This window comes from Streptomyces bobili (assembly GCF_002154575.1).
GTDB classification, from domain to species: domain Bacteria; phylum Actinomycetota; class Actinomycetes; order Streptomycetales; family Streptomycetaceae; genus Streptomyces; species Streptomyces bobili.
Genome location: NZ_MUBA01000058.1, coordinates 1 through 21436 on the forward strand (window position 1 = coordinate 1; position 21436 = coordinate 21436).

The window sequence follows — 21436 nt, forward strand, 5'->3', positions numbered from 1 at the left end:
GGACCCATCTCGGCCTGACCCCGCCCCGCCCCGCCACGGCGGGAAACGGACAACAGGACCTGTTCGGGGCGTGACGGCGGGGGCATCCGGCCGGGATCGGACGGGGCCATGGCGGTGCCAGGAACCCTGGTGCCATGCTGAGCGTTGTTCACTGCGCGCGGACTCGCTTAGACTCCGCCGATGCTGCCCTTGTCGGCAGCGCACATACCCCCAACCATCAGGCCGCTCACCATCGCGGTCGCGTGAAGGAAGTACCGACCCGTGAGTCTCGTGACCATCCTCCCGTTCGTCGTGCTCATCGGGGCCATGTTCCTGATGACGCGGTCGGCGAAGAAGAAGCAGCAGCAGGCTGCGGACATGCGTAACCAGATGCAGCCCGGAAGCGGTGTCCGCACGATCGGGGGCATGTACGCGACGGTCAAGGAGGTCAGCGAGGACACGGTCCTCCTCGACGCCGGCCCGGGTGTGGACCTGCTCTTCGCGAAGAACTCGATCGGTGCCGTCCTGACGGACGACGAGTACAACCGCATCGTCCACGGCATCGAGCACGACCTGAAGTCCGACGCCGACGTCGTCCCCGACGACGCCTCCTCCCTCACCGAGACCGACGGGTCCGCCGACGCTGCCGCCGCCTCCGGCGACCAGAGCGTCGACCTCGGCAAGAAGGACGAGGAAGCCGGCACGAAGGACGCCGCCGAGGCCGACGAGGAGCCCGAGAAGACCGCCGAGGAGAAGACGGCCGCGGCCGACGAAGAGCCGAAGAAGACCGACGGCGACTCCGACGCGAAGAAGTAGCCACGACCCGGGGCACGCGGGCCCGTCCCGTGTGCCCCGGGCGCGCGCAATCTCGCACATAGGGGATCCCGACACCATGTCATGGCCGTTGCCGCGCTGACCCGGCGCGAGGCGGCCCGAGAGGGAGTACGAGAAGGTGGCAGCACCTAAAAAGGGCCGGAGCGCGAGTGCCCAGAGCAAGCCGTGGCGCTCGCTGGCCCTGATCCTGATCGCCATCGTGGGGCTCACCGGAGGAATGTTCCTCTCCGGTCACACGACTCCGCGTCTCGGCATCGACCTTGCCGGCGGTACGAGCATCACGCTCGAGGCGAAGGCCGACCAAGGGTCCGCGATCAACAAGGCCAACATGGACACCGCGGTCGAGATCATGAACCGCCGTGTCAACGGGCTGGGCGTCTCCGAGGCGGAGGTGCAGACCCAGGGCGATCGCAACATCATCGTCAACATCCCCAAGGGCATCAACTCCAAGGAAGCCCGGGAACAGGTCGGCACCACCGCCAAGCTGTACTTCCGTCCGGTTCTGGCCAGCGAGCCCAGCGGCCCCGCCGCGAGCACCTCGCCGAGCCCGTCGGCCAGCGGTTCCCCGAGCGCGTCGCCGAGCCCCTCCACCAGCGCCTCCGCCGGTGAGAAGGCCTCCTCCTCGACCTCCCCGTCGGCCTCCGCCACCTCCCAGGGCCGTGCCGTCCCCGACGCCCTGAAGGCCGACACGACGCCGTCGCCCTCAGCGAGCGCCTCCGCCTCCGCCAGCCCCTCGGCGTCCGCGCCCCCCGCAGACGAGGCCGCGCTCCAGGCGAAGTACACCTCCCTGGACTGCAGCGAGCGCAAGCAGCGCTCCGTGCTCGGCGAAGGCGTCAAGCCCGGCGACACGACCGTGGCCTGCGGCCAGATCGACGGCGCCTGGTACAAGTACCTGCTCGGCCCGGCCGCCGTCGACGGCACCGAGGTCGACGAGGCCAAGGCGGTCTACGACACGCAGACCGCCGCCGGCTGGCAGGTCACCATGGACTTCAACTCCAAGGGCGCGAAGAAGTTCGCGGACATCACCGGCCAGCTCGCCCAGAACCAGCAGCCGCAGAACCAGTTCGGCATCGTCCTCGACGGCGAGGTCGTCTCCAGCCCGTACGTCAGCTCCTCCATCGCGGGCGGCCAGGCCCAGATCTCCGGCAGCTTCACGCAGGACGAGGCCCAGGGCCTCGCGAACATGCTGTCCTACGGCGCGCTCCCGCTCTCCTTCCAGGAGTCGAGCGTCCAGACGGTGACCGCGGCACTCGGCGGTGACCAGCTCCGCGCCGGTCTCCTCGCGGGCGCCATCGGCCTCGCCCTGGTGATCATCTACCTGGTGGCCTACTACCGCGGCCTGTCGCTCATCGCGATCGCCTCGCTGCTGGTCTCCGCCGCGCTGACGTACGTGATCATGTCGCTGCTCGGCCCGACCATCCACTTCGCGCTCAACCTGCCGGCCGTCTGCGGTGCCATCGTCGCCATCGGCATCACGGCGGACTCGTTCATCGTCTACTTCGAACGGGTCCGGGACGAGATCCGCGAGGGCCGCTCCCTGCGTCCCGCGGTCGAGCGGGCCTGGCCGCGCGCGCGGCGCACCATCCTGGTCTCCGACTTCGTGTCGTTCCTCGCCGCGGCGGTGCTGTTCCTCGTCACCGTCGGCAAGGTCCAGGGCTTCGCGTTCACGCTCGGTCTGACCACCGTCCTCGACGTGGTCGTGGTCTTCTTCTTCACCAAGCCGCTGATGACGCTGATCGCCCGCCGCAAGTTCTTCGCGAGCGGCCACAAGTGGTCCGGCCTCGACCCGAAGAGCCTGGGTGCCAAGGCGCCGCTGCGCCGCACCCGCCGTCCCTCCGGTCCTGCCGCCGGTCCCGTCGAGACGAAGGAGGCGTGAGCGATGTCGAAACTCGGCAGCCTCGGCGCCCGACTCCACCGTGGTGAGATCAGCTACGACTTCATCGGTCACCGCAAGATCTGGTACGGCATCTCGATCCTGATCACCATCACGGCGATCGTGGGCCTGGCGGTGCGCGGCCTGAACATGGGCATCGACTTCCAGGGCGGTGCCGTCTTCACCACCGCGAAGAACGGCTCCATCTCCATCTCGCAGGCGCAGACCGCCGCCGAGGAGGCGTCGGGCCACGAAGCCGTCGTGCAGAAGCTCGGCGACGGCTCGGTGCGCATCCAGATCGCCGGCATGGACACCAAGCAGTCCGACACGGTCAAGGAAGAGCTGGCCAAGGACTTCAAGGTCAACCCCGAGTCGATCGCGGCCGATCTGGTCGGTCCCAGCTGGGGTGACCAGATCGCCAACAAGGCCTGGCAGGGTCTGGCGATCTTCATGGTGCTGGTGGTGATCTATCTGGCCATCGCCTTCGAGTGGCGCATGGCCATCGCGGCCCTCATCGCCCTGATCCACGACATCACCATCACCGTCGGCATCTACGCCCTCGTCGGCTTCGAGGTCACGCCGGGCACGGTGATCGGTCTGCTGACCATTCTCGGTTACTCCCTGTACGACACGGTCGTCGTCTTCGACTCCCTCAAGGAACAGACGAAGGACCTCACGAAGCAGACCCGCTTCACGTACAGCGAGATCGCGAACCGTTCGATCAACGGCACCCTGGTGCGTTCCATCAACACCACGGTGGTCGCGCTGCTCCCGGTCGCGGGCCTGCTGTTCATCGGTGGCGGCTTCCTCGGCGCGGGCACGCTCAACGACATCTCGCTGTCGCTGTTCGTCGGCCTCGCCGCCGGTGCCTACTCCTCGATCTTCATCGCCACGCCGCTCGTCGCCGACCTCAAGGAACTCGAGCCGCAAGTCAAGGCCCTGCGGAAGCGTGTCCTCGCCAAGCGTGCCCAGTCGCCCGCAGACGAGGAGCCCACGCCGTCGTACGGCTACGACGGCGGTGCGGACGAGGACCCGGAGGACGTCGAGACGGCGGTCGTCGGTCCGCGCACCCAGCCGGCGTCCCGCGGCCGCGGCCGTGGCCGTCCCTCGGGGAAGCGCCGATGACCGAGACCACCGACATCACGACGCTGCTGCTCAGCCGCATCCGTGACGTGGCCGACCACCCGGAGCCGGGCGTGATGTTCAAGGACATCACCCCGCTGCTCGCGGACCCGGCGGCGTTCAGCGCGCTCACCGACGCGTTCGCGGAGATCGCCGAGCGCACCGGCGCCACCAAGGTCGTCGGTCTGGAGGCCCGAGGGTTCATCCTCGGAGCCCCCGTCGCCGTCCGGGCGGGCCTCGGCTTCGTCCCCGTGCGCAAGGCGGGGAAGCTCCCCGGAGCCACCCTCTCCCAGGCCTACGACCTGGAGTACGGCTCGGCCGAGATCGAGATCCACGCCGAGGACCTGACCGCCGACGACCGCATCCTGATCGTCGACGACGTCCTCGCCACCGGCGGCACCGCCGAGGCCTCGATCCAGCTCATCCAGCGTGCGGGCGCCCAGGTCGCCGGCGTGGCGGTCCTCATGGAGCTGGGCTTCCTGAACGGCAGGCCCCGCTTGGAGGCGGCCCTGGCCGGAGCACCACTGGAGGCACTGCTCACGGTCTGACAGCGCCGTAGCGCGTGATCGACACGGCGCGACAACCGTCGTACGGCAAGCGGGCGGGCCCGGAGGAATCCGGTGCCCGCCCCTTGTGTTCCACGGGTTGACCGCTCTCACATCGGTCTGGAGGCGATGCCGGAGCCCGGGATCGCTACGATGGGTGCTCCGGAGCCTGACCGGGGCACCCGGATCGCGCACGAGGAGCCCTCTTGCCAGACGAGGCCCAGCACCTGACCGCCGCCAAGCCCGAGTCCTCCTCGGAGCCCGCGGCCACGCCCGCGTCGCAAGCGCACGACGACGCCCGCGGGCCGGTCGAGCACGACCGCTCCGCCTCCGTCGAGCAGCCGGCCGAGCAGCCCCGCCCCAAGCCGTCCACGCCCGAGAGCTCCGCCGTCACGCCGGCGGCCCGGCCGGCCGGCACGCCTGCCGCCCGCCCGGCCGCCGCTCAGCCGCCCGCCCGCTCCGGCTCCTCCAACCGCGTCCGCGCCCGCCTCGCCCGCCTCGGCGTCCAGCGCGTGAACCCCTACAACCCGGTCCTGGAACCGCTGCTGCGGATAGTGCGCAGCAACGACCCGAAGATCGAGACCGCGACCCTGCGCCAGATCGAGAAGGCCTACCAGGTCGCCGAGCGCTGGCACCGCGGTCAGAAGCGCAAGAGCGGCGACCCGTACATCACGCACCCGCTCGCGGTGACGACGATCCTCGCCGAACTGGGCATGGATCCGGCCACCCTCATGGCGGGCCTGCTGCACGACACCGTCGAGGACACCGAGTACGGCCTGGACGATCTGCGGCGCGACTTCGGCGACGTGGTCGCCCTCCTCGTCGACGGTGTCACCAAGCTCGACAAGGTCAAGTTCGGCGAGGCCGCGCAGGCCGAGACCGTCCGCAAGATGGTCGTCGCCATGGCCAAGGACCCGCGCGTGCTGGTCATCAAGCTGGCCGACCGCCTGCACAACATGCGCACCATGCGCTATCTCAAGCGCGAGAAGCAGGAGAAGAAGGCGCGCGAGACCCTCGAGATCTACGCGCCGCTCGCCCATCGCCTGGGCATGAACACCATCAAGTGGGAACTGGAGGATCTCGCCTTCGCGATCCTCTACCCCAAGATGTACGACGAGATCGTCCGGCTGGTGGCCGAGAGGGCACCCAAGCGTGACGAGTATCTGGCCATAGTGACCGACGAGGTCCAGGCCGATCTGCGCGCCGCCCGCATCAAGGCGACCGTCACCGGCCGCCCGAAGCACTACTACAGCGTCTACCAGAAGATGATCGTCCGCGGCCGTGACTTCGCGGAGATCTACGACCTGGTGGGCATCCGCGTCCTCGTGGACACCGTCCGCGACTGCTACGCGGCCCTCGGCACCGTGCACGCGCGATGGAACCCGGTCCCCGGCCGGTTCAAGGACTACATCGCGATGCCCAAGTTCAACATGTACCAGTCGCTGCACACGACGGTCATCGGCCCCAACGGCAAGCCGGTCGAACTCCAGATCCGCACCTTCGACATGCACCGCCGCGCCGAGTACGGCATCGCCGCGCACTGGAAGTACAAGCAGGAGGCCGTCGCCGGCGCCTCCAAGGTCCGCAGCGACGCCCCCAAGTCGTCCGGCAAGGGCAAGGACGACCACCTCAACGACATGGCGTGGCTGCGCCAGCTCCTGGACTGGCAGAAGGAGACCGAAGACCCCAGTGAGTTCCTGGAGTCCCTGCGCTTCGACCTGTCCCGCAACGAGGTCTTCGTCTTCACGCCCAAGGGCGACGTCATAGCGCTCCCGGCCGGGGCGACGCCGGTGGACTTCGCGTACGCGGTCCACACGGAGGTCGGCCACCGGACGATAGGAGCCCGGGTCAACGGCAGACTCGTACCCCTGGAATCGACCCTGGACAACGGCGACCTGGTGGAGGTCTTCACCTCCAAGGCGGCCGGAGCCGGGCCGTCCCGTGACTGGCTGGGCTTCGTCAAGTCGCCGCGCGCCCGCAACAAGATCCGGGCGTGGTTCTCCAAGGAGCGCCGCGACGAGGCGATCGAACAGGGCAAGGACGCCATCGCCCGCGCGATGCGCAAGCAGAACCTGCCGATCCAGCGCATCCTCACCGGCGACTCGCTGGTCACGCTCGCGCACGAGATGCGCTACCCGGACATCTCCTCGCTGTACGCCGCGATCGGCGAGGGACATGTCGCCGCGCAGAACGTCGTGCAGAAGCTGGTGCAGGCCCTCGGCGGCGAGGAGGCCGCGAGCGAGGAGATCGACGAGAGCGTCCCCTCGCGCGGCCGCAAGCGACGCAGCAGCAACGACCCGGGCGTCGTGGTCAAGGGCGTCGACGACGTGTGGGTCAAACTGGCCCGCTGTTGTACGCCCGTCCCCGGCGACCCGATCATGGGCTTCGTCACACGCGGCAGCGGCGTATCGGTGCACCGCACGGACTGCGTCAACGTCGACTCGCTGTCCCGTGAGCCCGAGCGCATCCTCGAGGTCGAGTGGGCGCCCACCCAGTCCTCGGTGTTCCTGGTCGCCATACAGGTCGAGGCGCTGGACCGCTCCCGTCTCCTCTCGGACGTCACGCGCGTCCTGTCCGACCAGCACGTCAACATCCTCTCGGCGGCCGTCCAGACCTCCCGCGACCGTGTCGCCACCTCCCGTTTCACCTTCGAGATGGGCGACCCCAAGCACCTGGGGCACGTCCTGAAGGCCGTCCGCGGGGTCGAGGGCGTCTACGACGTGTACCGGGTGACGTCGGCGCGCAGGCCGTAACCTACGGGCAAACGGCAGGAGCCGGCGGGGACGGGGGAGTGGCATGGGCGGTCCTGTACAGGACGGATTAGCGGGCGCGGAGCCGTCGGCGGAGAGCAGACCGGACCCTCCGGCGGAGGCGTCCCCGCCCGCCGTGCCCGTCCTGGTCGCCGGGCGGTACCGCCCCGTCCGCTTCCTCGGCCGCGGTGGCATGGGGGTCGTGCACGAGGCGGAGGACACCCGGCTCGACCGCCGCGTCGCCGTGAAGATGCTCACCGCCGTCGAGGGCCTGGCCGGGGACAGTGAGGCCTGGGACCGGTTCCGGCGCGAGGCCCGCGCCCTGGCCCGGATCGACCACCCCGGCGTCGTCACCCTCTACGACAGCGGGGTGCACGACGGCACCCCCTACCTCGTGATGCAGGTGCTCGACGGCACGACGCTCGCCGGCCTGGTGTCGGTCGTGGGACGGCTGCCGACGGCCGTGGTGTGCACGGTGGCGTTCGGTATGGCGGAGGCCCTGGAGGCGGCACACGCGGCCGGGGTCCTGCACCGCGACGTCAAGCCCACCAACGTGGGCATCACCCGCAGCGGACGCGTCGTCCTCCAGGACTTCGGCCTGGCCCGGCTGGCAGGCGAGGCCGCCATCACCCGCACCGGCGCCCTCGTCGGCACCCCGCAGTTCATGGCGCCCGAGGCCATGCGCGGCGTCCTGCCGGAGCGCGCCGCCGACTGGTACGGCCTCGGCGTCTGCATGTACCTCATGATCACCGGCGAGCTGCCCTTCGGCCCCACCGTCGACTTCGGCGCCATCATGGAACGGGCCCTCGGCGACGGCGTCCCCCCGCTCACCGGAAGCCGCTGGGACTGCCCAGAGGACCTGTGCCGGCTGGTCGACGACCTGTGCCGGCAGGACCCGGCCCTGCGCCGCCAGGACGCCGAGACCATCCGTGACGTCCTCCTGCCCCTGACCTACGGCGGCACGGAGTCCCTGGCCGGCCTGGTGACCGGCCGGGCCCGCGAGGACGCCGTACGGGACGCCCGGGCGGTCCAGCCCTTTCCCGAAGCCGCCGACCCCGACGAGGACGTGCCCGAGTACCTCTGGGACGAGGCGGCCGTCCTGCCCGCCCCGCGTGACGCACCCCAGGACCCCTTCCGGCCCGCCACCCTCAGCGACACCACCCGCAGGATCGTGCTCGGCAGCATGACCCCGCAGAGCGCGCTGTCCCGGCAGCGCGAGGCCGTCAACCTCGTGCAGCGCGGCCGGCTCCAGGAGGCGGCGCAGATGCTGGCGGTCGTCGTCCCGGTCTGCCTCTCCACGCTCGGGCCCGACCATCCGACCACCCTGACCAGCCAGTACTGGCACGCGGTCTGCCTGGCACGGCTCGACGCCGGGCGGGACGCGATCGACCTCTTCTCCCGCGTCAACAGACGCGTGGCCCGACGAACGGACGGACACGATGACTGACCCCGGCCCGGGTATCTCGGCCTCCCTGGACGCCACCGGCACCGAGGACGACCTGCGCTCCCTGCTGCGCTGGCTGCGCGCCGACGAGTCGGCGGGCGTGCGGGCCGGCCTCGCACCGGCCCCGCCGCCCCCGGCCGACGCCATGGGCACCGGCTTCGACGTGCTCCAGTTCGCCGTCTCCGGCGGACTGTCCGCGGCCTCCCTGGTGGTCTCCGTCCTCCAATGGCAGACCTCGCTGCGCCGCGCCCCGGCGGTCACCCTGCGCCGCGGCGACGTGGAGGTCCTGCTCACCGCCCGGGCGGCCCGCGACGAGCAGACCGTACGGCGCCTCGCGGCCCTCCTCGACGGCGACACCGCTTCCGCCGTCCCGCCCGCCCCGCGCACCCGCACAGAGGGAAGCGGAGGCGATGACGGCACTGCCTGACCCGGCGCGCTCGCGGGCCGTCCTCATCGGCACCGCCTCCTACCGCCACCTGCCCCAGCTCCCCGCCGTCGAGGCCGGCGTCGTCGACCTCGCCGCCGAGCTGTGCGACGCCACCGTGTGGGGACTGCCCGTGCAGCACTGCACGGTCGTCACCGACCCGCTGAGCCCCCAGACCATCCTCGACCCCGTCTACCAGGCGAGCGAGGAGGCCACCGACACGCTGCTGGTGTACTTCGCCGGACACGGCATGCGCGACGCCGACTCCGCCGACCTCTACCTCGCGCTCGGCGACTCCCGCGAACACCTCGGCTACACCGCCGTCGCCTACCAGCACCTGCGCACCGCACTGCGCTCCGCCCGCGCCCGCCGCAAGGTCGTCCTCCTGGACTGCTGCTTCAGCGGCCGCGCCGCCCGCGCCCTGTCCGGCAGCGACGTCCTCGCCGCCGAGGCCGCCGTGGACGGGGCGTACGTCCTGACCGCCTCACCCCGCGACCGGATCGCCCTGGCCCCCGACGGCGAGCGCTACACCGCCTTCACCGGCGAACTCCTCACCGTCCTGCGGCACGGCGTCGAGGACGGCCCCGAACTGATCGACCTCGACACCCTCTACCGCGTCCTGCTGGAACGCCTGCGCGCCAAGAACCGGCCACTGCCCCAGCACTCCCAGGAGAACGGCGTCGGACGGCTGCCACTGGCCCGCAACAAGTCCCGCGCCGCCCGCCACACCACCCCGGTCGGCCCCGTCCTGGCCGCCGACGTCCGCGCCGCCATGGTCTCCACCGGCCTCGCTGTCGCCCGGCTGCTGCGCGCCGAGGGCAACACGCGTGACGCCTTGCCCGTCCTGCGGCTCGCCCTCCAGGAACAGCAGAACGCCGGCGCCCAGGGCGACCTGCTCACCGTCCAGCTCGAACTCTCCGAACTCCTCGCCGAGACCGGCCAGGTCAAGGACGCCATCGAGGTCCTGGAACTCGCCTTCCAGCAGGTCCACAAGGTGTACGGCCCGGAAGCCGTCCTGGTCTGCCGGCGCCTCGCCGACCTGCTCCAGGAGTCCGGCAACCACCTCCAGGCCTGCGAGGTCCTCAAGCACGCCCTGGACATCGGTGAACGGGGCGGCCCCGCCTGAGCCGGACGCCGGCCAAGAGGCTTCGGGCACAACGCCGAACGGCCCGGCCGTGGTCTCCCACAGCCGGGCCGCGAGGCCGGTTCCGACAGGCGGTGTCAGCCGCCGAACTCCTGGAGACCCTTGAGCGCCTGGTCCAGCAGCGCCTGACGGCCCTCCAGCTCACGCTCCAGCTTGTCGGCCCTGGAGCTGTTGCCCTGGGCGCGCGCCTGCTCGATCTGGGAACGGAGCTTGTCCACCGCCGCCTGGAGCTGACCGGTCAGCCCCTCGGCACGCGCGCGTGCCTCCGGGTTGCTCCGGCGCCACTCGGCCTCCTCGGCCTCCTGGATCGCCCGCTCCACCGCGTGCATCCGGCCCTCGACCTTCGGCCGGGAGTCGCGCGGCACATGGCCGATGGCCTCCCACCGCTCGTTGACCGTGCGGAACGCGGCCCGCGCCGCCTTCAGATCGGTGATCGGGAGGATCTTCTCGGCCTCCTCGGCCAGCTCCTCCTTCAGCTTCAGGTTCTCCGTCTGCTCGGCGTCGCGCTCCGCGAAGACCGAGCTGCGGGCGGCGAAGAAGACGTCCTGGGCACCGCGGAAGCGGTTCCACAGATCGTCCTCGTGCTCGCGCTGCGCGCGGCCCGCCGACTTCCACTCGGTCATCAGGTCCCGGTAGCGCGCGGCCGTCGGACCCCAGTCCGTCGAGCTGGACAGCGCCTCGGCCTCGGCGACCAGCCGCTCCTTCACCCGGCGGGCGTCCTCGCGCTGCGCGTCGAGCTGCGCGAAGTGGGCCTTGCGGCGCTTGGAGAACGCCGAGCGGGCGTGCGAGAACCGGTGCCACAGTTCGTCGTCCGACTTGCGGTCCAGGCGCGGCAGACCCTTCCAGATGTCCACCAGCGCCCGCAGCCGCTCACCGGCCGCCCGCCACTGGTCCGACTGCGCCAGCTGTTCCGCCTCGGTGACCAGGTCCTCCTTGGCCTTGCGGGCCTCGTCGGACTGCTTGGCCCGCTGCTGCTTGCGCTCCTCGCGGCGGGCCTCGACCGTCGCCACCAGCTTGTCCAGCCGGGTCCGCAGCGCGTCCAGATCGCCGACCACGTGATGCGCGTCCACCTGCGCGCGAATGTGGTCGATGGCGACCTGGGCGTCCTTCGAGGACAGGTCGGTCGTGCGCACTCGCTTCTCGAGGAGGCCGATCTCGACCACCAGGCCCTCGTACTTGCGCTCGAAGTAGGCCAGCGCCTCGTCAGGGGAGCCGGCCTGCCAGGAACCGACGACCTGCTCGCCGTCGGCCGTACGCACGTACACGGTCCCCGTCTCGTCGACGCGGCCCCACGGGTCGCTGCTCACAGCGCCTCCTCCACATGATGCCTCCGAGGGGCTTCGGCGCCCCTGGGCATCGTCCACAGTTTCGTCACGGCCAACATAGGCGACCGGCGGGTCGCCTGTCCGCATCCAGCACGACCGAAATTGGGCGGTTGACCGCCCTGTCATCAGGACTTGGTGACCGTCGCCTTGTCGATCACCACGGTCGCGTTCGGGGCACCGTCACCGGCGCCCGTGTTCTCGCCCGCGGCGGCGATCTTCTTGAGAACGGCCATGCCGGTCTCGGAGACCGTCCCGAACGGTGTGTAGCTCGGCGGGAGCTGGCTGTCCTCGAAGACGAGGAAGAACTGGCTGCCGCCGCTGCCCGGCTGACCGGTGTTGGCCATCGCGACGGTGCCGGCCGGATAGACGTTCGCCTTGAGGCTGGCGTCCTTCAGGTTCTCGTCCGGGATCGTGTAGCCGGGCCCGCCGCTGCCGGTGCCCGTCGGGTCGCCGCACTGGAGCACGAAGATGCCGTTGGTGGTGAGCCGGTGGCACTTGGTGTGGTCGAAGTAGCCCTTGCCGGCGAGGAAGCTGAACGAGTTCACGGTGTGCGGGGCGGCCGACGCCTTCAGCGCGATGTCTATGTCACCGCAGGTCGTGGCCAGCTTCATCGCGTACTTCGCCGACTTGTCGATCGTGACCGCCGGCTCCTTCTTCCACGTCTGCGTCTTGACCGCGCCCTCGGCGGGCTTCTCGCAAGGGTCCTTGACGGCGCTCGGCGAGGGCGACGGGGTCGTCTCGGCGGCGGCGTTCGTCTTGTCGTCGTCCTTGAGGACGCCGGTCGTGTACAGCGCCAGACTGCCCACCACGATCACGCCGAGGACCGACGCGATCACCGCGTTGCGCGCGCGTGCCTTGCGTCGCGAGGCCGTACGGCGCTGCTGCTGCCGCAAGAACTTCTCCCGGGCGAGCTGACGCTTGCGCTGTTCCTGGGTGACCACCGGGTTCTCTCCTCATGCGTCTCGTATGTCCACCGGTACGCGTGCGTCCAGTGAGCCGACCGCCTGCGTGTGCCCCGTACCGTATATGGGTTCGCTGAGGAATCGGCAGCGCCGGTAGGCTCTGACCACTGGCGCAGCCGCTCACAAGCCACCCGTATCGACACAAACGAAGGACGATCGTGCTCATTGCCGGGTTCCCCGCCGGGGCCTGGGGGACGAACTGTTATCTCGTCGCCCCCGCCGCCGGTGAGGAGTGCGTGATCATCGACCCGGGCCACCAGGCGGCCCCCGGAGTCGAGGAGACGCTCAGGAAGCATCGGCTCAAGCCCGTCGCCGTCGTCCTCACCCACGGCCATCTCGACCATGTTGCCTCGGTCGTCCCGGTCTGCGGGGCGCACGGCGTCCCGGCCTGGATCCACCCCGAGGACCGGTTCATGATGAACGACCCCGAGAAGGGGCTCGGCCGGTCCATCGGCATGCCGCTGCTGGGCGAGCTGACCGTGGGGGAGCCGGACGACGTCCGCGAGCTGACCGACGGCGCGAAGCTGCGACTGGCGGGGCTGGAGTTCTCCGTCGCGCACGCGCCGGGCCATACGAGGGGGTCGGTGACCTTCCGGATGCCCGAGATCGCGGACGTCCCGTCCGTGCTCTTCTCGGGCGACCTGCTGTTCGCCGGCTCCATCGGACGCACCGACCTGCCCGGTGGCTCCATGGACGACATGCTCGAGTCGTTGGCCCGCGTGGTCCTTCCGCTCGACGACTCCACCGTGGTGCTGCCCGGTCACAATGAGCACACGACCATCGGCCAGGAACGCGCCACCAACCCGTATCTGCGGCAGGTGGCGGCCGGCCAGGGAGCCTCCGAGGCTCCCCGACGAGGAATGTGACGAGACCTCCCGTGAGTACCTTCCAGGCCCCCAAGGGCACGTACGACCTGATCCCGCCGCGTTCGGCGGCCTTCCTCGCCGTCCGCGAGGCCATCGCGGCCCCGCTGCGCAGCTCCGGCTACGGCTACGTCGAGACGCCCGGCTTCGAGAACGTCGAGCTGTTCGCGCGCGGAGTCGGTGAGTCCACCGACATCGTGACCAAGGAGATGTACGCCTTCGAGACCAAGGGCGGCGACCGTCTCGCCCTGCGCCCCGAGGGCACGGCCTCCGTCCTGCGCGCCGCTCTGGAGGCGAACCTGCACCGGCAGGGCAACCTCCCCGTCAAGCTCTGGTACTCGGGCTCGTACTACCGGTACGAGCAGCCGCAGGCAGGCCGCTACCGCCACTTCTCCCAGGTCGGCGCCGAGGCGATCGGCGCCGAGGACCCGGCGCTGGACGCCGAGCTGATCATCCTGGCCGACCAGGCCTACCGCTCCTTGGGGCTCAGGAACTTCCGCATCCTGCTCAACAGCCTGGGCGACAAGGAGTGCCGCCCGGTGTACCGGGAGGCACTGCAGGCCTTCCTGCGCGGCCTGGACCTCGACGAGGAGACGCTGCGCCGAGCGGAGATCAACCCGCTGCGGGTCCTCGACGACAAGCGCCGGGACGTGCAGCAGCAGCTCACCGGCGCCCCGCTGCTGCGCGACTACCTCTGCGACGCCTGCAAGGCGTACCACGAGGAGGTCCGCGAGCTGATCACGGCGGCCGGCGTCGTCTTCGAGGACGACGCGAAGCTGGTCCGCGGCCTGGACTACTACACCCGCACCACCTTCGAGTTCGTCCACGACGGCCTCGGTTCGCAGTCCGCGGTGGGCGGCGGCGGCCGTTACGACGGTCTGTCCGAGATGATCGGCGGCCCCGCGCTGCCGTCCGTCGGCTGGGCCCTCGGCGTCGACCGCACCGTCCTGGCGCTGGAGGCGGAGGGCGTGGAACTCCAGCTCCCGGCGTCCACCAGTGTGTTCGCCGTACCGCTCGGCGAGGAGGCCCGCCGCGTCCTGTTCGCCAAGGTCACCGAACTGCGCAAGCTCGGCGTCGCCGCCGACTTCGCCTACGGGGGCAAGGGCCTCAAGGGCGCGATGAAGAACGCCAACCGCAGCGGCGCCCGCTACACGATCGTCGCCGGCGAACGCGACCTCGCCGAGGGCGTCGTCCAGCTCAAGGACATGGAATCCGGCGAGCAGAGCGCGGTCGGCGTCAACGAGATCGTGGCGGAGCTGGAGTCACGGCTCGGCTGATCACGCGCGCGGGGGCGCCGTACGTCTTCACGGATGTGCGGCGCCCTTGGCGCGTCCGGGGTCGGGCACGGCGGCCGGGTCCGGCGGCTGTCCGGAACCGAACGCGCGCACCAGGTCTCACCTTCATCCTTATGTGGAGCGAACGGTGTGCACCCGCGCGTGTGCGGCACAATGGCCCTGCCCGAAGAAGGTCCAGGTCTCAAGTGACGGAATCGGCGTGATGAGCAAGACGACAGTCAAGGACACCTCCACGGAGTCCGAGCCGCAGCGCGCCGGATCGGCCGCGCCCAGGACGGCGGGCGGCAGCCGGGCGCTGGCCCTGCTGCTGGTGATCACCGGCGCGGCCGGACTGCTCGCCGCGTGGGTCATCACGATCGACAAGTTCAAGCTCCTCGAGGCCAAGGTCGAGGGCAAGACCTTCACCCCCGGCTGCAGCCTCAACCCCGTCGTCTCCTGCGGCAGCGTCATGGAGAGCGACCAGGCCTCGGTATTCGGCTTCCCCAACCCGATGCTCGGTCTCGTCGCCTACGGCATCGTCGTCTGCGTCGGCATCAGCCTGCTGGCCGGTGCCCGCTTCCCGCGCTGGTACTGGCTCACCTTCAACGCGGGCACCCTTTTCGGAGTGGTGTTCTGCGCCTGGCTGATGTTCCAGTCCCTGTACCGGATCAACGCCCTGTGCCTGTGGTGCTCCCTGGCCTGGGTCGCCACGATCTTCATGTTCTGGTACGTCACCTCGTTCAACGTCCGCAACGGCTTCCTGCCCGCCCCCGGCTGGCTCAAGAGCTTCTTCGGCGAGTTCACCTGGGTCCTGCCCGTGCTGCACGTCGGCATCATCGGCATGCTGGTCCTGACCCGCTGGTGGGACTTCTGGACCAGCTGACCCGGCAGGGCAGGGTCTCTGGGCGGCCGACGGGATTGTCGGTGCGGTGAATTAGGGTTTCGGTGTGGAGCCCGATCTGTTCACCGCCGCAGCCGAAGAACGCCAGGAGAAGGACCCCGCCGGGAGCCCCCTGGCCGTCCGGATGCGCCCGCGCGTCCTCGACGAGGTGGTGGGCCAGCAGCACCTGCTGAAGCCGGGCTCACCGCTGCGCCGCCTGGTGGGCGAGAGCGCCAAGGGCCCGGCCGGCCCGTCCTCGGTGATCCTCTGGGGCCCGCCCGGCACCGGCAAGACCACCCTGGCCTACGTCGTCTCCAAGGCCACCGACGCCCGCTTCGTCGAACTGTCGGCGATCACCGCCGGCGTCAAGGAGGTCCGGGCCGTCATCGAAGGCGCCCGCCGCGCCACCGGCGGCTACGGCAAGGAGACCGTCCTCTTCCTCGACGAGATCCACCGCTTCAGCAAGGCCCAGCAGGACTCCCTCCTGCCCGCCGTCGAGAACCGCTGGGTCACCCTGATCGCGGCCACCACGGAGAACCCGTTCTTCTCCGTCATCTCCCCCCTGCTCTCCCGCTCCCTCCTCCTCACCCTCGAACCCCTCACCGACGACGACCTGCGCGGCCTGCTGCGGCGGGCCGTCACCGACGAGCGTGGTCTGAAGGGCGCCGTCACCCTCCCCGAGGACACCGAGGCCCACCTCCTGCGCATCGCCGGCGGTGACGCCCGCCGCGCCCTCACCGCCCTGGAGGCAGCCGCCGGCGCCGCCCTGGACAAGGGTGAGACGGAGATCGCCCTCGCCACCCTGGAGGAGACGGTCGACCGGGCCGCCGTGAAGTACGACCGCGACGGCGACCAGCACTACGACGTGGCCAGCGCCCTGATCAAGTCGATCCGCGGCTCCGACGTCGACGCGGCCCTGCACTACCTGGCCCGCATGATCGAGGCGGGCGAGGACCCGCGGTTCATCGCCCGCCGCCTGATGATCTCGGCCAGCGAGGACATCGGCCTGGCCGATCCCGGTGCCCTGCCGATCGCGGTCGCCGCCGCCCAGGCCGTCGCCATGATCGGCTTCCCCGAGGCCGCCCTCACCCTCAGCCACGCCACGATCGCCCTGGCCCTCGCCCCCAAGTCCAACGCCGCGACCACCGCGATAGGCGCCGCCCTGTCCGACGTACGCAAGGGGCTCGCCGGGCCGGTGCCGGCGCATCTGCGGGACGGGCACTACAAGGGAGCCGCCAAGCTGGGGCACGCGCAGGGATACGTGTACCCGCACGACCTGCCCGAGGGCATCGCCGGCCAGCAGTACGCCCCGGACGCCATCAAGGACCGCGAGTACTACGAGCCGACCCGGCACGGCGCGGAGGCGCGATACGCGGACGCCGTGGAGTGGACCAGGAAGCACCTCGGTCGCAAGCGGGACTGAGCACCCTGTAAACTCGTCCGAAGTGCTGCGTCCCGTGCCGTCAGAACGGGACAGTCAGCGGGAGCCCCGGTTGCTTTCGGACCGGCTCCAGGAGCGTCGCGCACCGTCGAAGGTGTCGCGGGCAGCCCACCACCAGCCGGGGTTCCGGTCGAGGTCGGTGGGCCACTCGCGTGCTGCACGTATGTGCCCAGACCAGGGGAGCGGCTGCCCGACAGGTCCCACGCGGACCCGGCGGGTTTCCCCGGCTGCGGATGCGACCTCCCTTAACTCTGACAAGCCGAATTCTGGAAAGTGAGAGATCGTGGCCAACCAGCCCCGTCCCAAGGTCAAGAAGTCGCGTGCCCTCGGCATCGCGCTGACCCCGAAGGCCGTCAAGTACTTCGAGGCCCGCCCCTACCCGCCGGGTGAGCACGGCCGTGGCCGCAAGCAGAACTCGGACTACAAGGTCCGTCTGCTCGAGAAGCAGCGTCTGCGCGCGCAGTACGACGTGTCCGAGCGTCAGCTCGTCCGCGCCTACGAGCGTGCCGCCAAGACCCAGGGCAAGACCGGTGAGGCCCTGGTCATCGAGCTCGAGCGTCGTCTTGACGCGCTGGTCCTGCGTTCGGGCATCGCCCGCACGATCTACCAGGCGCGCCAGATGGTCGTCCACGGCCACATCGAGGTCAACGGCCAGAAGGTCGACAAGCCCTCGTTCCGCGTCCGTCCCGACGACGTCGTGATGGTCCGCGAGCGCAGCCGCAGCAAGACGCTGTTCGAGGTCGCCCGTGCCGGTGGGTTCGCCCCCGACGGTGAGACCCCGCGCTACCTCCAGGTGAACCTCGGCGCCCTGGCGTTCCGCCTGGACCGCGAGCCGAACCGCAAGGAGATCCCGGTCATCTGCGACGAGCAGCTGGTCGTCGAGTACTACGCCCGCTGATCCTCCGGCGGCCGTAGGACTTCTGTGTCCGAACCCGCCGTCCCCCCGCCCTTCCGGGCGGGCGGGGCGGCGGGTTCGCTCATGTCCGGGAGCGCCGCGCCGACGCGGCCCGTGCCGCGGGTAAATCCGGTGCGGACCGGTACCGGCGGCGCGATAGGCTCGGTGCACAACTTTTCCGATGTAGAGGCACGTTTCAGGGAGCGGGTGCGCAGTGTCCGGTGGAGAGGTGGCCGGCATCCTGGTGGCCGTGTTCTGGGCGATCCTGGTCTCCTTCCTCGCCGTCGCGCTGGCGAGACTGGCCCAGACGCTCAGGGCGACCACCAAGCTGGTCGTGGACGTGACCGACAAGGCCGTTCCGCTGCTGGCCGACGCCTCCGCGGCGGTCCGCTCGGCACAGACCCAGATCGACCGGGTCGACGCGATCGCCTCGGACGTCCAGGAGGTCACCTCGAACGCCTCCGCGCTCTCCACCACGGTCGCCTCCACCTTCGGCGGACCCCTGGTGAAGGTGGCCGCCTTCGGCTACGGCGTACGCCGGGCCCTCGGCGGCCGCAAGGAAGACGTGCCCGCCAAGGCGCCCCCACGTACCGTGATCGTGGGCCGGACCGTCCCGGCCCCGCGGTGGGGCAAGCGGAAGAAGGACTGAGACCCAAGCGATGTTCCGCCGTACCTTCTGGTTCTCCACCGGCGTCGCCGCCGGTGTCTGGGCCACCACCAAGGTCAACCGCAAGCTGAGGCAGCTGACCCCCGAGAGCCTCGCCGCGACCGCGGCGAACAAGGCTCTCGAGACGGGAGCACGCCTCAAGGACCGCGCGGTGGGCTTCGCGCTGGACGTCCGCGACAACATGGCCCAGCGGGAGGCCGAACTGGGGGACGCGCTCGGCCTCCACGCGGACCCCGAACTCCCCGCACCCCGGCGGTACGCCGCCATCGAGAACAACCGCAGCAAGCCGAAGTACGTCGACGACACGACGCACTCGTACAACCGGAATGAGGACCACTGATGGAGTCGGCCGAGATCCGCCGCCGCTGGCTGAGCTTCTTCGAGGAGCGCGGACACACCGTCGTCCCTTCGGCGTCGCTCATCGCGGACGACCCGACTCTGCTTCTCGTCCCGGCCGGCATGGTGCCCTTCAAGCCCTACTTCCTCGGCGAGGTCAAGCCGCCCTTCCAGCGCGCCACCAGCGTGCAGAAGTGCGTGCGCACGCCCGACATCGAAGAGGTCGGCAAGACCACCCGCCACGGCACGTTCTTCCAGATGTGCGGCAACTTCTCCTTCGGCGACTACTTCAAGGAAGGCGCCATCAAGTACGCCTGGGAGCTGCTCACCACGCCCCAGGACAAGGGTGGTTACGGCCTGGAGCCGGAGAAGCTCTGGATCACCGTATACAAGGACGACGACGAGGCCGAGCGCATCTGGCACGAGGTCGTCGGCGTGCCGACGGAGCGCATCCAGCGCCTCGGCATGAAGGACAACTACTGGTCCATGGGCGTACCCGGCCCCTGCGGCCCCTGTTCCGAGATCAACTACGACCGCGGCCCCGAGTTCGGCGTCGAGGGCGGCCCCGCCGTCAACGACGAGCGGTACGTGGAGATCTGGAACCTCGTCTTCATGCAGTACGAGCGTGGCGAGGGCATCGGCAAGGACAACTTCGAGATCCTGGGCGACCTGCCGAGCCAGAACATCGACACGGGCCTCGGCATGGAGCGCCTCGCCATGATTCTGCAGGGCGTGCAGAACATGTACGAGATCGACACCTCCATGGCCGTCATCAGGAAGGCCACCGAGCTGACCGGCGTCGAGTACGGCGAGGCCCACGACTCGGACGTCTCCCTGCGCGTGGTCACCGACCACATGCGCACCTCGGTGATGCTCATCGGCGACGGCGTGACCCCCGGCAACGAGGGCCGCGGTTACGTCCTGCGCCGCATCATGCGCCGCGCCATCCGCAACATGCGCCTCCTCGGCGCCACCGGCCCGGTCGTCAAGGACCTCATCGACACCGTCATCGCCATGATGGGCCAGCAGTACCCCGAGCTGGTCACCGACCGCGAGCGCATCGAGAAGGTCGCCGTCGCCGAGGAGAACGCCTTCCTCAAGACGCTCAAGGCCGGCACCAACATCCTCGACACGGCCATCACCGAGACCAAGCAGTCCGGCGGCAAGGTCCTCGCCGGCGACAAGGCCTTCCTGCTGCACGACACGTGGGGCTTCCCCATCGACCTCACCCTCGAAATGGCCGCCGAACAGGGCCTTTCCGTGGACGAGGACGGCTTCCGCCGCCTGATGAAGCAGCAGCGGGACCAGGCCAAGGCCGACGCCCAGGCCAAGAAGACCGGCCATGCCGGCGTCGGCGCCTACCGCGAGATCGCCGACAAGGCCGGTGAGACCGACTTCATCGGCTACACCGACACCGAGGGCGAGACCACGATCGTCGGCATCCTCGTCGACGGCGCCTCCTCCCCGGCTGCCACCGAGGGCGACGAGGTCGAGATCGTCCTGGACCGCACCCCGTTCTACGCCGAGGGCGGCGGCCAGATCGGCGACACCGGCCGCATCAAGGTCGACACCGGTGCCGTCGTCGAGATCCGCGACACCCAGAAGCCGGTCCCGGGCGTGTACGTCCACAAGGGCGTCGTCCTGTTCGGCGAGGTGACCGTCGGGGCCAAGGCCCACGCCTCCATCGACGGCCGCCGCCGTACGGCCATCGCCCGCGCCCACTCGGCCACGCACCTCACGCACCAGGCCCTGCGCGACGCCCTCGGCCCGACGGCCGCCCAGGCCGGTTCCGAGAACCAGCCCGGCCGCTTCCGCTTCGACTTCGGTTCCCCGTCCGCCGTTCCGACGGCCGTGATGACCGACGTCGAGCAGAAGATCAACGAGATCCTCGCCCGCGACCTCGACGTGCACGCCGAGATCCTGAGCCTCGACGAGGCCAAGAAGCAGGGCGCCATCGCCGAGTTCGGCGAGAAGTACGGCGAGCGGGTCCGCGTCGTGACCATCGGCGACTTCTCCAAGGAGCTGTGCGGCGGCACGCACGTGCACAACACCGCCCAGCTCGGCCTGGTGAAGCTGCTCGGCGAGTCGTCGATCGGCTCGGGCGTACGCCGTATCGAGGCCCTCGTGGGTGTCGACGCCTACAACTTCCTCGCCCGTGAGCACACGGTCGTCGCCCAGCTCCAGGAGCTGATCAAGGGCCGCCCGGAGGAACTCCCGGAGAAGGTCTCCGCCATGCTCGGCAAGCTGAAGGACGCCGAGAAGGAGATCGAGAAGTTCCGCGCGGAGAAGGTCCTCCAGGCCGCCGCCGGTCTCGTGGACTCCGCCAAGGACATCCACGGGGTCGCCGTCGTCACCGGCCAGGTCCCGGACGGCACCACGCCCGACGACCTGCGCCGGCTGGTTCTCGACGTGCGCGGCCGCATCCAGGGCGGACGGGCCGCCGTGGTCGCCCTGTTCACCATCAGCAACGGCAAGCCGCTCACGGTCATCGCCACCAACGACGCCGCCCGCGAGCGCGGCCTCAAGGCCGGCGACCTGGTCCGTACGGCCGCCAAGACCCTCGGCGGCGGCGGTGGCGGCAAGCCGGACGTCGCCCAGGGCGGCGGCCAGAACCCGGCCGCCATCGGCGAGGCCGTCGACGCCGTCGAGCGGCTCGTGGCGGATTCGGCCAGGTGAGC

Annotated in this window: 18 protein-coding genes; 16 read left to right on the forward strand and 2 right to left on the reverse strand. The window is 70.3% G+C overall.

Going from position 1 to position 21436, the window contains the following annotated elements:
- Positions 1 to 261: 261 nt before the first annotated feature.
- From yajC to BZL64_RS05475, 8 genes are all read left to right on the forward strand, one after another.
- The gene (gene yajC / locus BZL64_RS05440; RefSeq protein WP_086766715.1) at positions 262 to 795 is read left to right on the forward strand and encodes a preprotein translocase subunit YajC; all 534 of its coding nucleotides are present in this window, start codon (positions 262 to 264) and stop codon (positions 793 to 795) included.
- A gap of 136 nt (positions 796 to 931) precedes the next feature.
- Positions 932 to 2689, forward strand: coding sequence for a protein translocase subunit SecD (secD, locus tag BZL64_RS05445; protein ID WP_208639370.1), 1758 nt, complete (start codon positions 932 to 934; stop codon positions 2687 to 2689).
- A gap of 3 nt (positions 2690 to 2692) precedes the next feature.
- Positions 2693 to 3811: a protein translocase subunit SecF gene (secF, locus tag BZL64_RS05450; protein ID WP_086766720.1), complete on the forward strand. Its 1119-nt coding sequence runs from the start codon at positions 2693 to 2695 to the stop codon at positions 3809 to 3811.
- Positions 3808 to 4356: an adenine phosphoribosyltransferase gene (locus tag BZL64_RS05455; RefSeq protein ID WP_086766722.1), complete on the forward strand. Its 549-nt coding sequence runs from the start codon at positions 3808 to 3810 to the stop codon at positions 4354 to 4356. The genes secF and BZL64_RS05455 overlap by 4 nt, the downstream gene beginning before the upstream one ends.
- Before the next feature lie 203 nt (positions 4357 to 4559).
- A complete protein-coding gene (locus BZL64_RS05460; RefSeq protein ID WP_086766724.1) occupies positions 4560 to 7106 on the forward strand; it encodes a RelA/SpoT family protein in 2547 nt (848 codons plus the stop codon).
- 133 nt (positions 7107 to 7239) lie between these two features.
- Entirely contained in the window at positions 7240 to 8550 is a 1311-nt protein-coding gene (locus BZL64_RS05465) for a serine/threonine-protein kinase (RefSeq protein ID WP_158101507.1), read from the forward strand.
- A complete protein-coding gene (locus BZL64_RS05470; RefSeq protein ID WP_086766728.1) occupies positions 8543 to 8974 on the forward strand; it encodes an effector-associated constant component EACC1 in 432 nt (143 codons plus the stop codon). The genes BZL64_RS05465 and BZL64_RS05470 overlap by 8 nt, the downstream gene beginning before the upstream one ends.
- Positions 8958 to 10097, forward strand: a complete 1140-nt coding sequence (locus BZL64_RS05475; RefSeq protein WP_086766730.1) for a caspase family protein — start codon at positions 8958 to 8960, stop codon at positions 10095 to 10097. The genes BZL64_RS05470 and BZL64_RS05475 overlap by 17 nt, the downstream gene beginning before the upstream one ends.
- Before the next feature lie 95 nt (positions 10098 to 10192).
- Here the strand turns inward: BZL64_RS05475 and BZL64_RS05480 are convergent, their stop codons facing one another.
- Together BZL64_RS05480 and BZL64_RS05485 are read right to left on the reverse strand one after the other, a co-directional pair.
- Positions 10193 to 11422, reverse strand: a complete 1230-nt coding sequence (locus BZL64_RS05480) for a DUF349 domain-containing protein (protein WP_086766732.1) — start codon at positions 11420 to 11422, stop codon at positions 10193 to 10195.
- 143 nt (positions 11423 to 11565) lie between these two features.
- A complete protein-coding gene (locus tag BZL64_RS05485) occupies positions 11566 to 12381 on the reverse strand; it encodes a peptidylprolyl isomerase (protein ID WP_086766734.1) in 816 nt (271 codons plus the stop codon).
- A gap of 179 nt (positions 12382 to 12560) precedes the next feature.
- On the opposite strand from BZL64_RS05485, the gene BZL64_RS05490 reads away from it, so the two are divergent.
- From BZL64_RS05490 to alaS, 8 genes are all read left to right on the forward strand, one after another.
- Complete coding sequence (locus BZL64_RS05490) at positions 12561 to 13268, forward strand: MBL fold metallo-hydrolase (protein ID WP_086766737.1); 708 nt, start codon at positions 12561 to 12563, stop codon at positions 13266 to 13268.
- A gap of 11 nt (positions 13269 to 13279) precedes the next feature.
- Positions 13280 to 14542, forward strand: a complete 1263-nt coding sequence (hisS, locus tag BZL64_RS05495; RefSeq protein WP_086766739.1) for a histidine--tRNA ligase — start codon at positions 13280 to 13282, stop codon at positions 14540 to 14542.
- 220 nt (positions 14543 to 14762) lie between these two features.
- Positions 14763 to 15422: a vitamin K epoxide reductase family protein gene (locus BZL64_RS05500; RefSeq protein ID WP_086766741.1), complete on the forward strand. Its 660-nt coding sequence runs from the start codon at positions 14763 to 14765 to the stop codon at positions 15420 to 15422.
- A 64-nt stretch (positions 15423 to 15486) separates the two neighbouring features.
- The gene (locus BZL64_RS05505; RefSeq protein ID WP_086766743.1) at positions 15487 to 16842 is read left to right on the forward strand and encodes a replication-associated recombination protein A; all 1356 of its coding nucleotides are present in this window, start codon (positions 15487 to 15489) and stop codon (positions 16840 to 16842) included.
- Positions 16843 to 17143: 301 nt separating this feature from the next.
- Positions 17144 to 17758, forward strand: coding sequence for a 30S ribosomal protein S4 (rpsD, locus tag BZL64_RS05510; protein ID WP_086766745.1), 615 nt, complete (start codon positions 17144 to 17146; stop codon positions 17756 to 17758).
- A gap of 211 nt (positions 17759 to 17969) precedes the next feature.
- Positions 17970 to 18404: a DUF948 domain-containing protein gene (locus tag BZL64_RS05515; RefSeq protein ID WP_086766747.1), complete on the forward strand. Its 435-nt coding sequence runs from the start codon at positions 17970 to 17972 to the stop codon at positions 18402 to 18404.
- A gap of 10 nt (positions 18405 to 18414) precedes the next feature.
- A complete protein-coding gene (locus BZL64_RS05520; protein ID WP_086766749.1) occupies positions 18415 to 18762 on the forward strand; it encodes a hypothetical protein in 348 nt (115 codons plus the stop codon).
- A complete protein-coding gene (alaS, locus tag BZL64_RS05525; RefSeq protein ID WP_086766751.1) occupies positions 18762 to 21434 on the forward strand; it encodes an alanine--tRNA ligase in 2673 nt (890 codons plus the stop codon). The genes BZL64_RS05520 and alaS overlap by 1 nt, the downstream gene beginning before the upstream one ends.
- Positions 21435 to 21436: the final 2 nt, after the last annotated feature.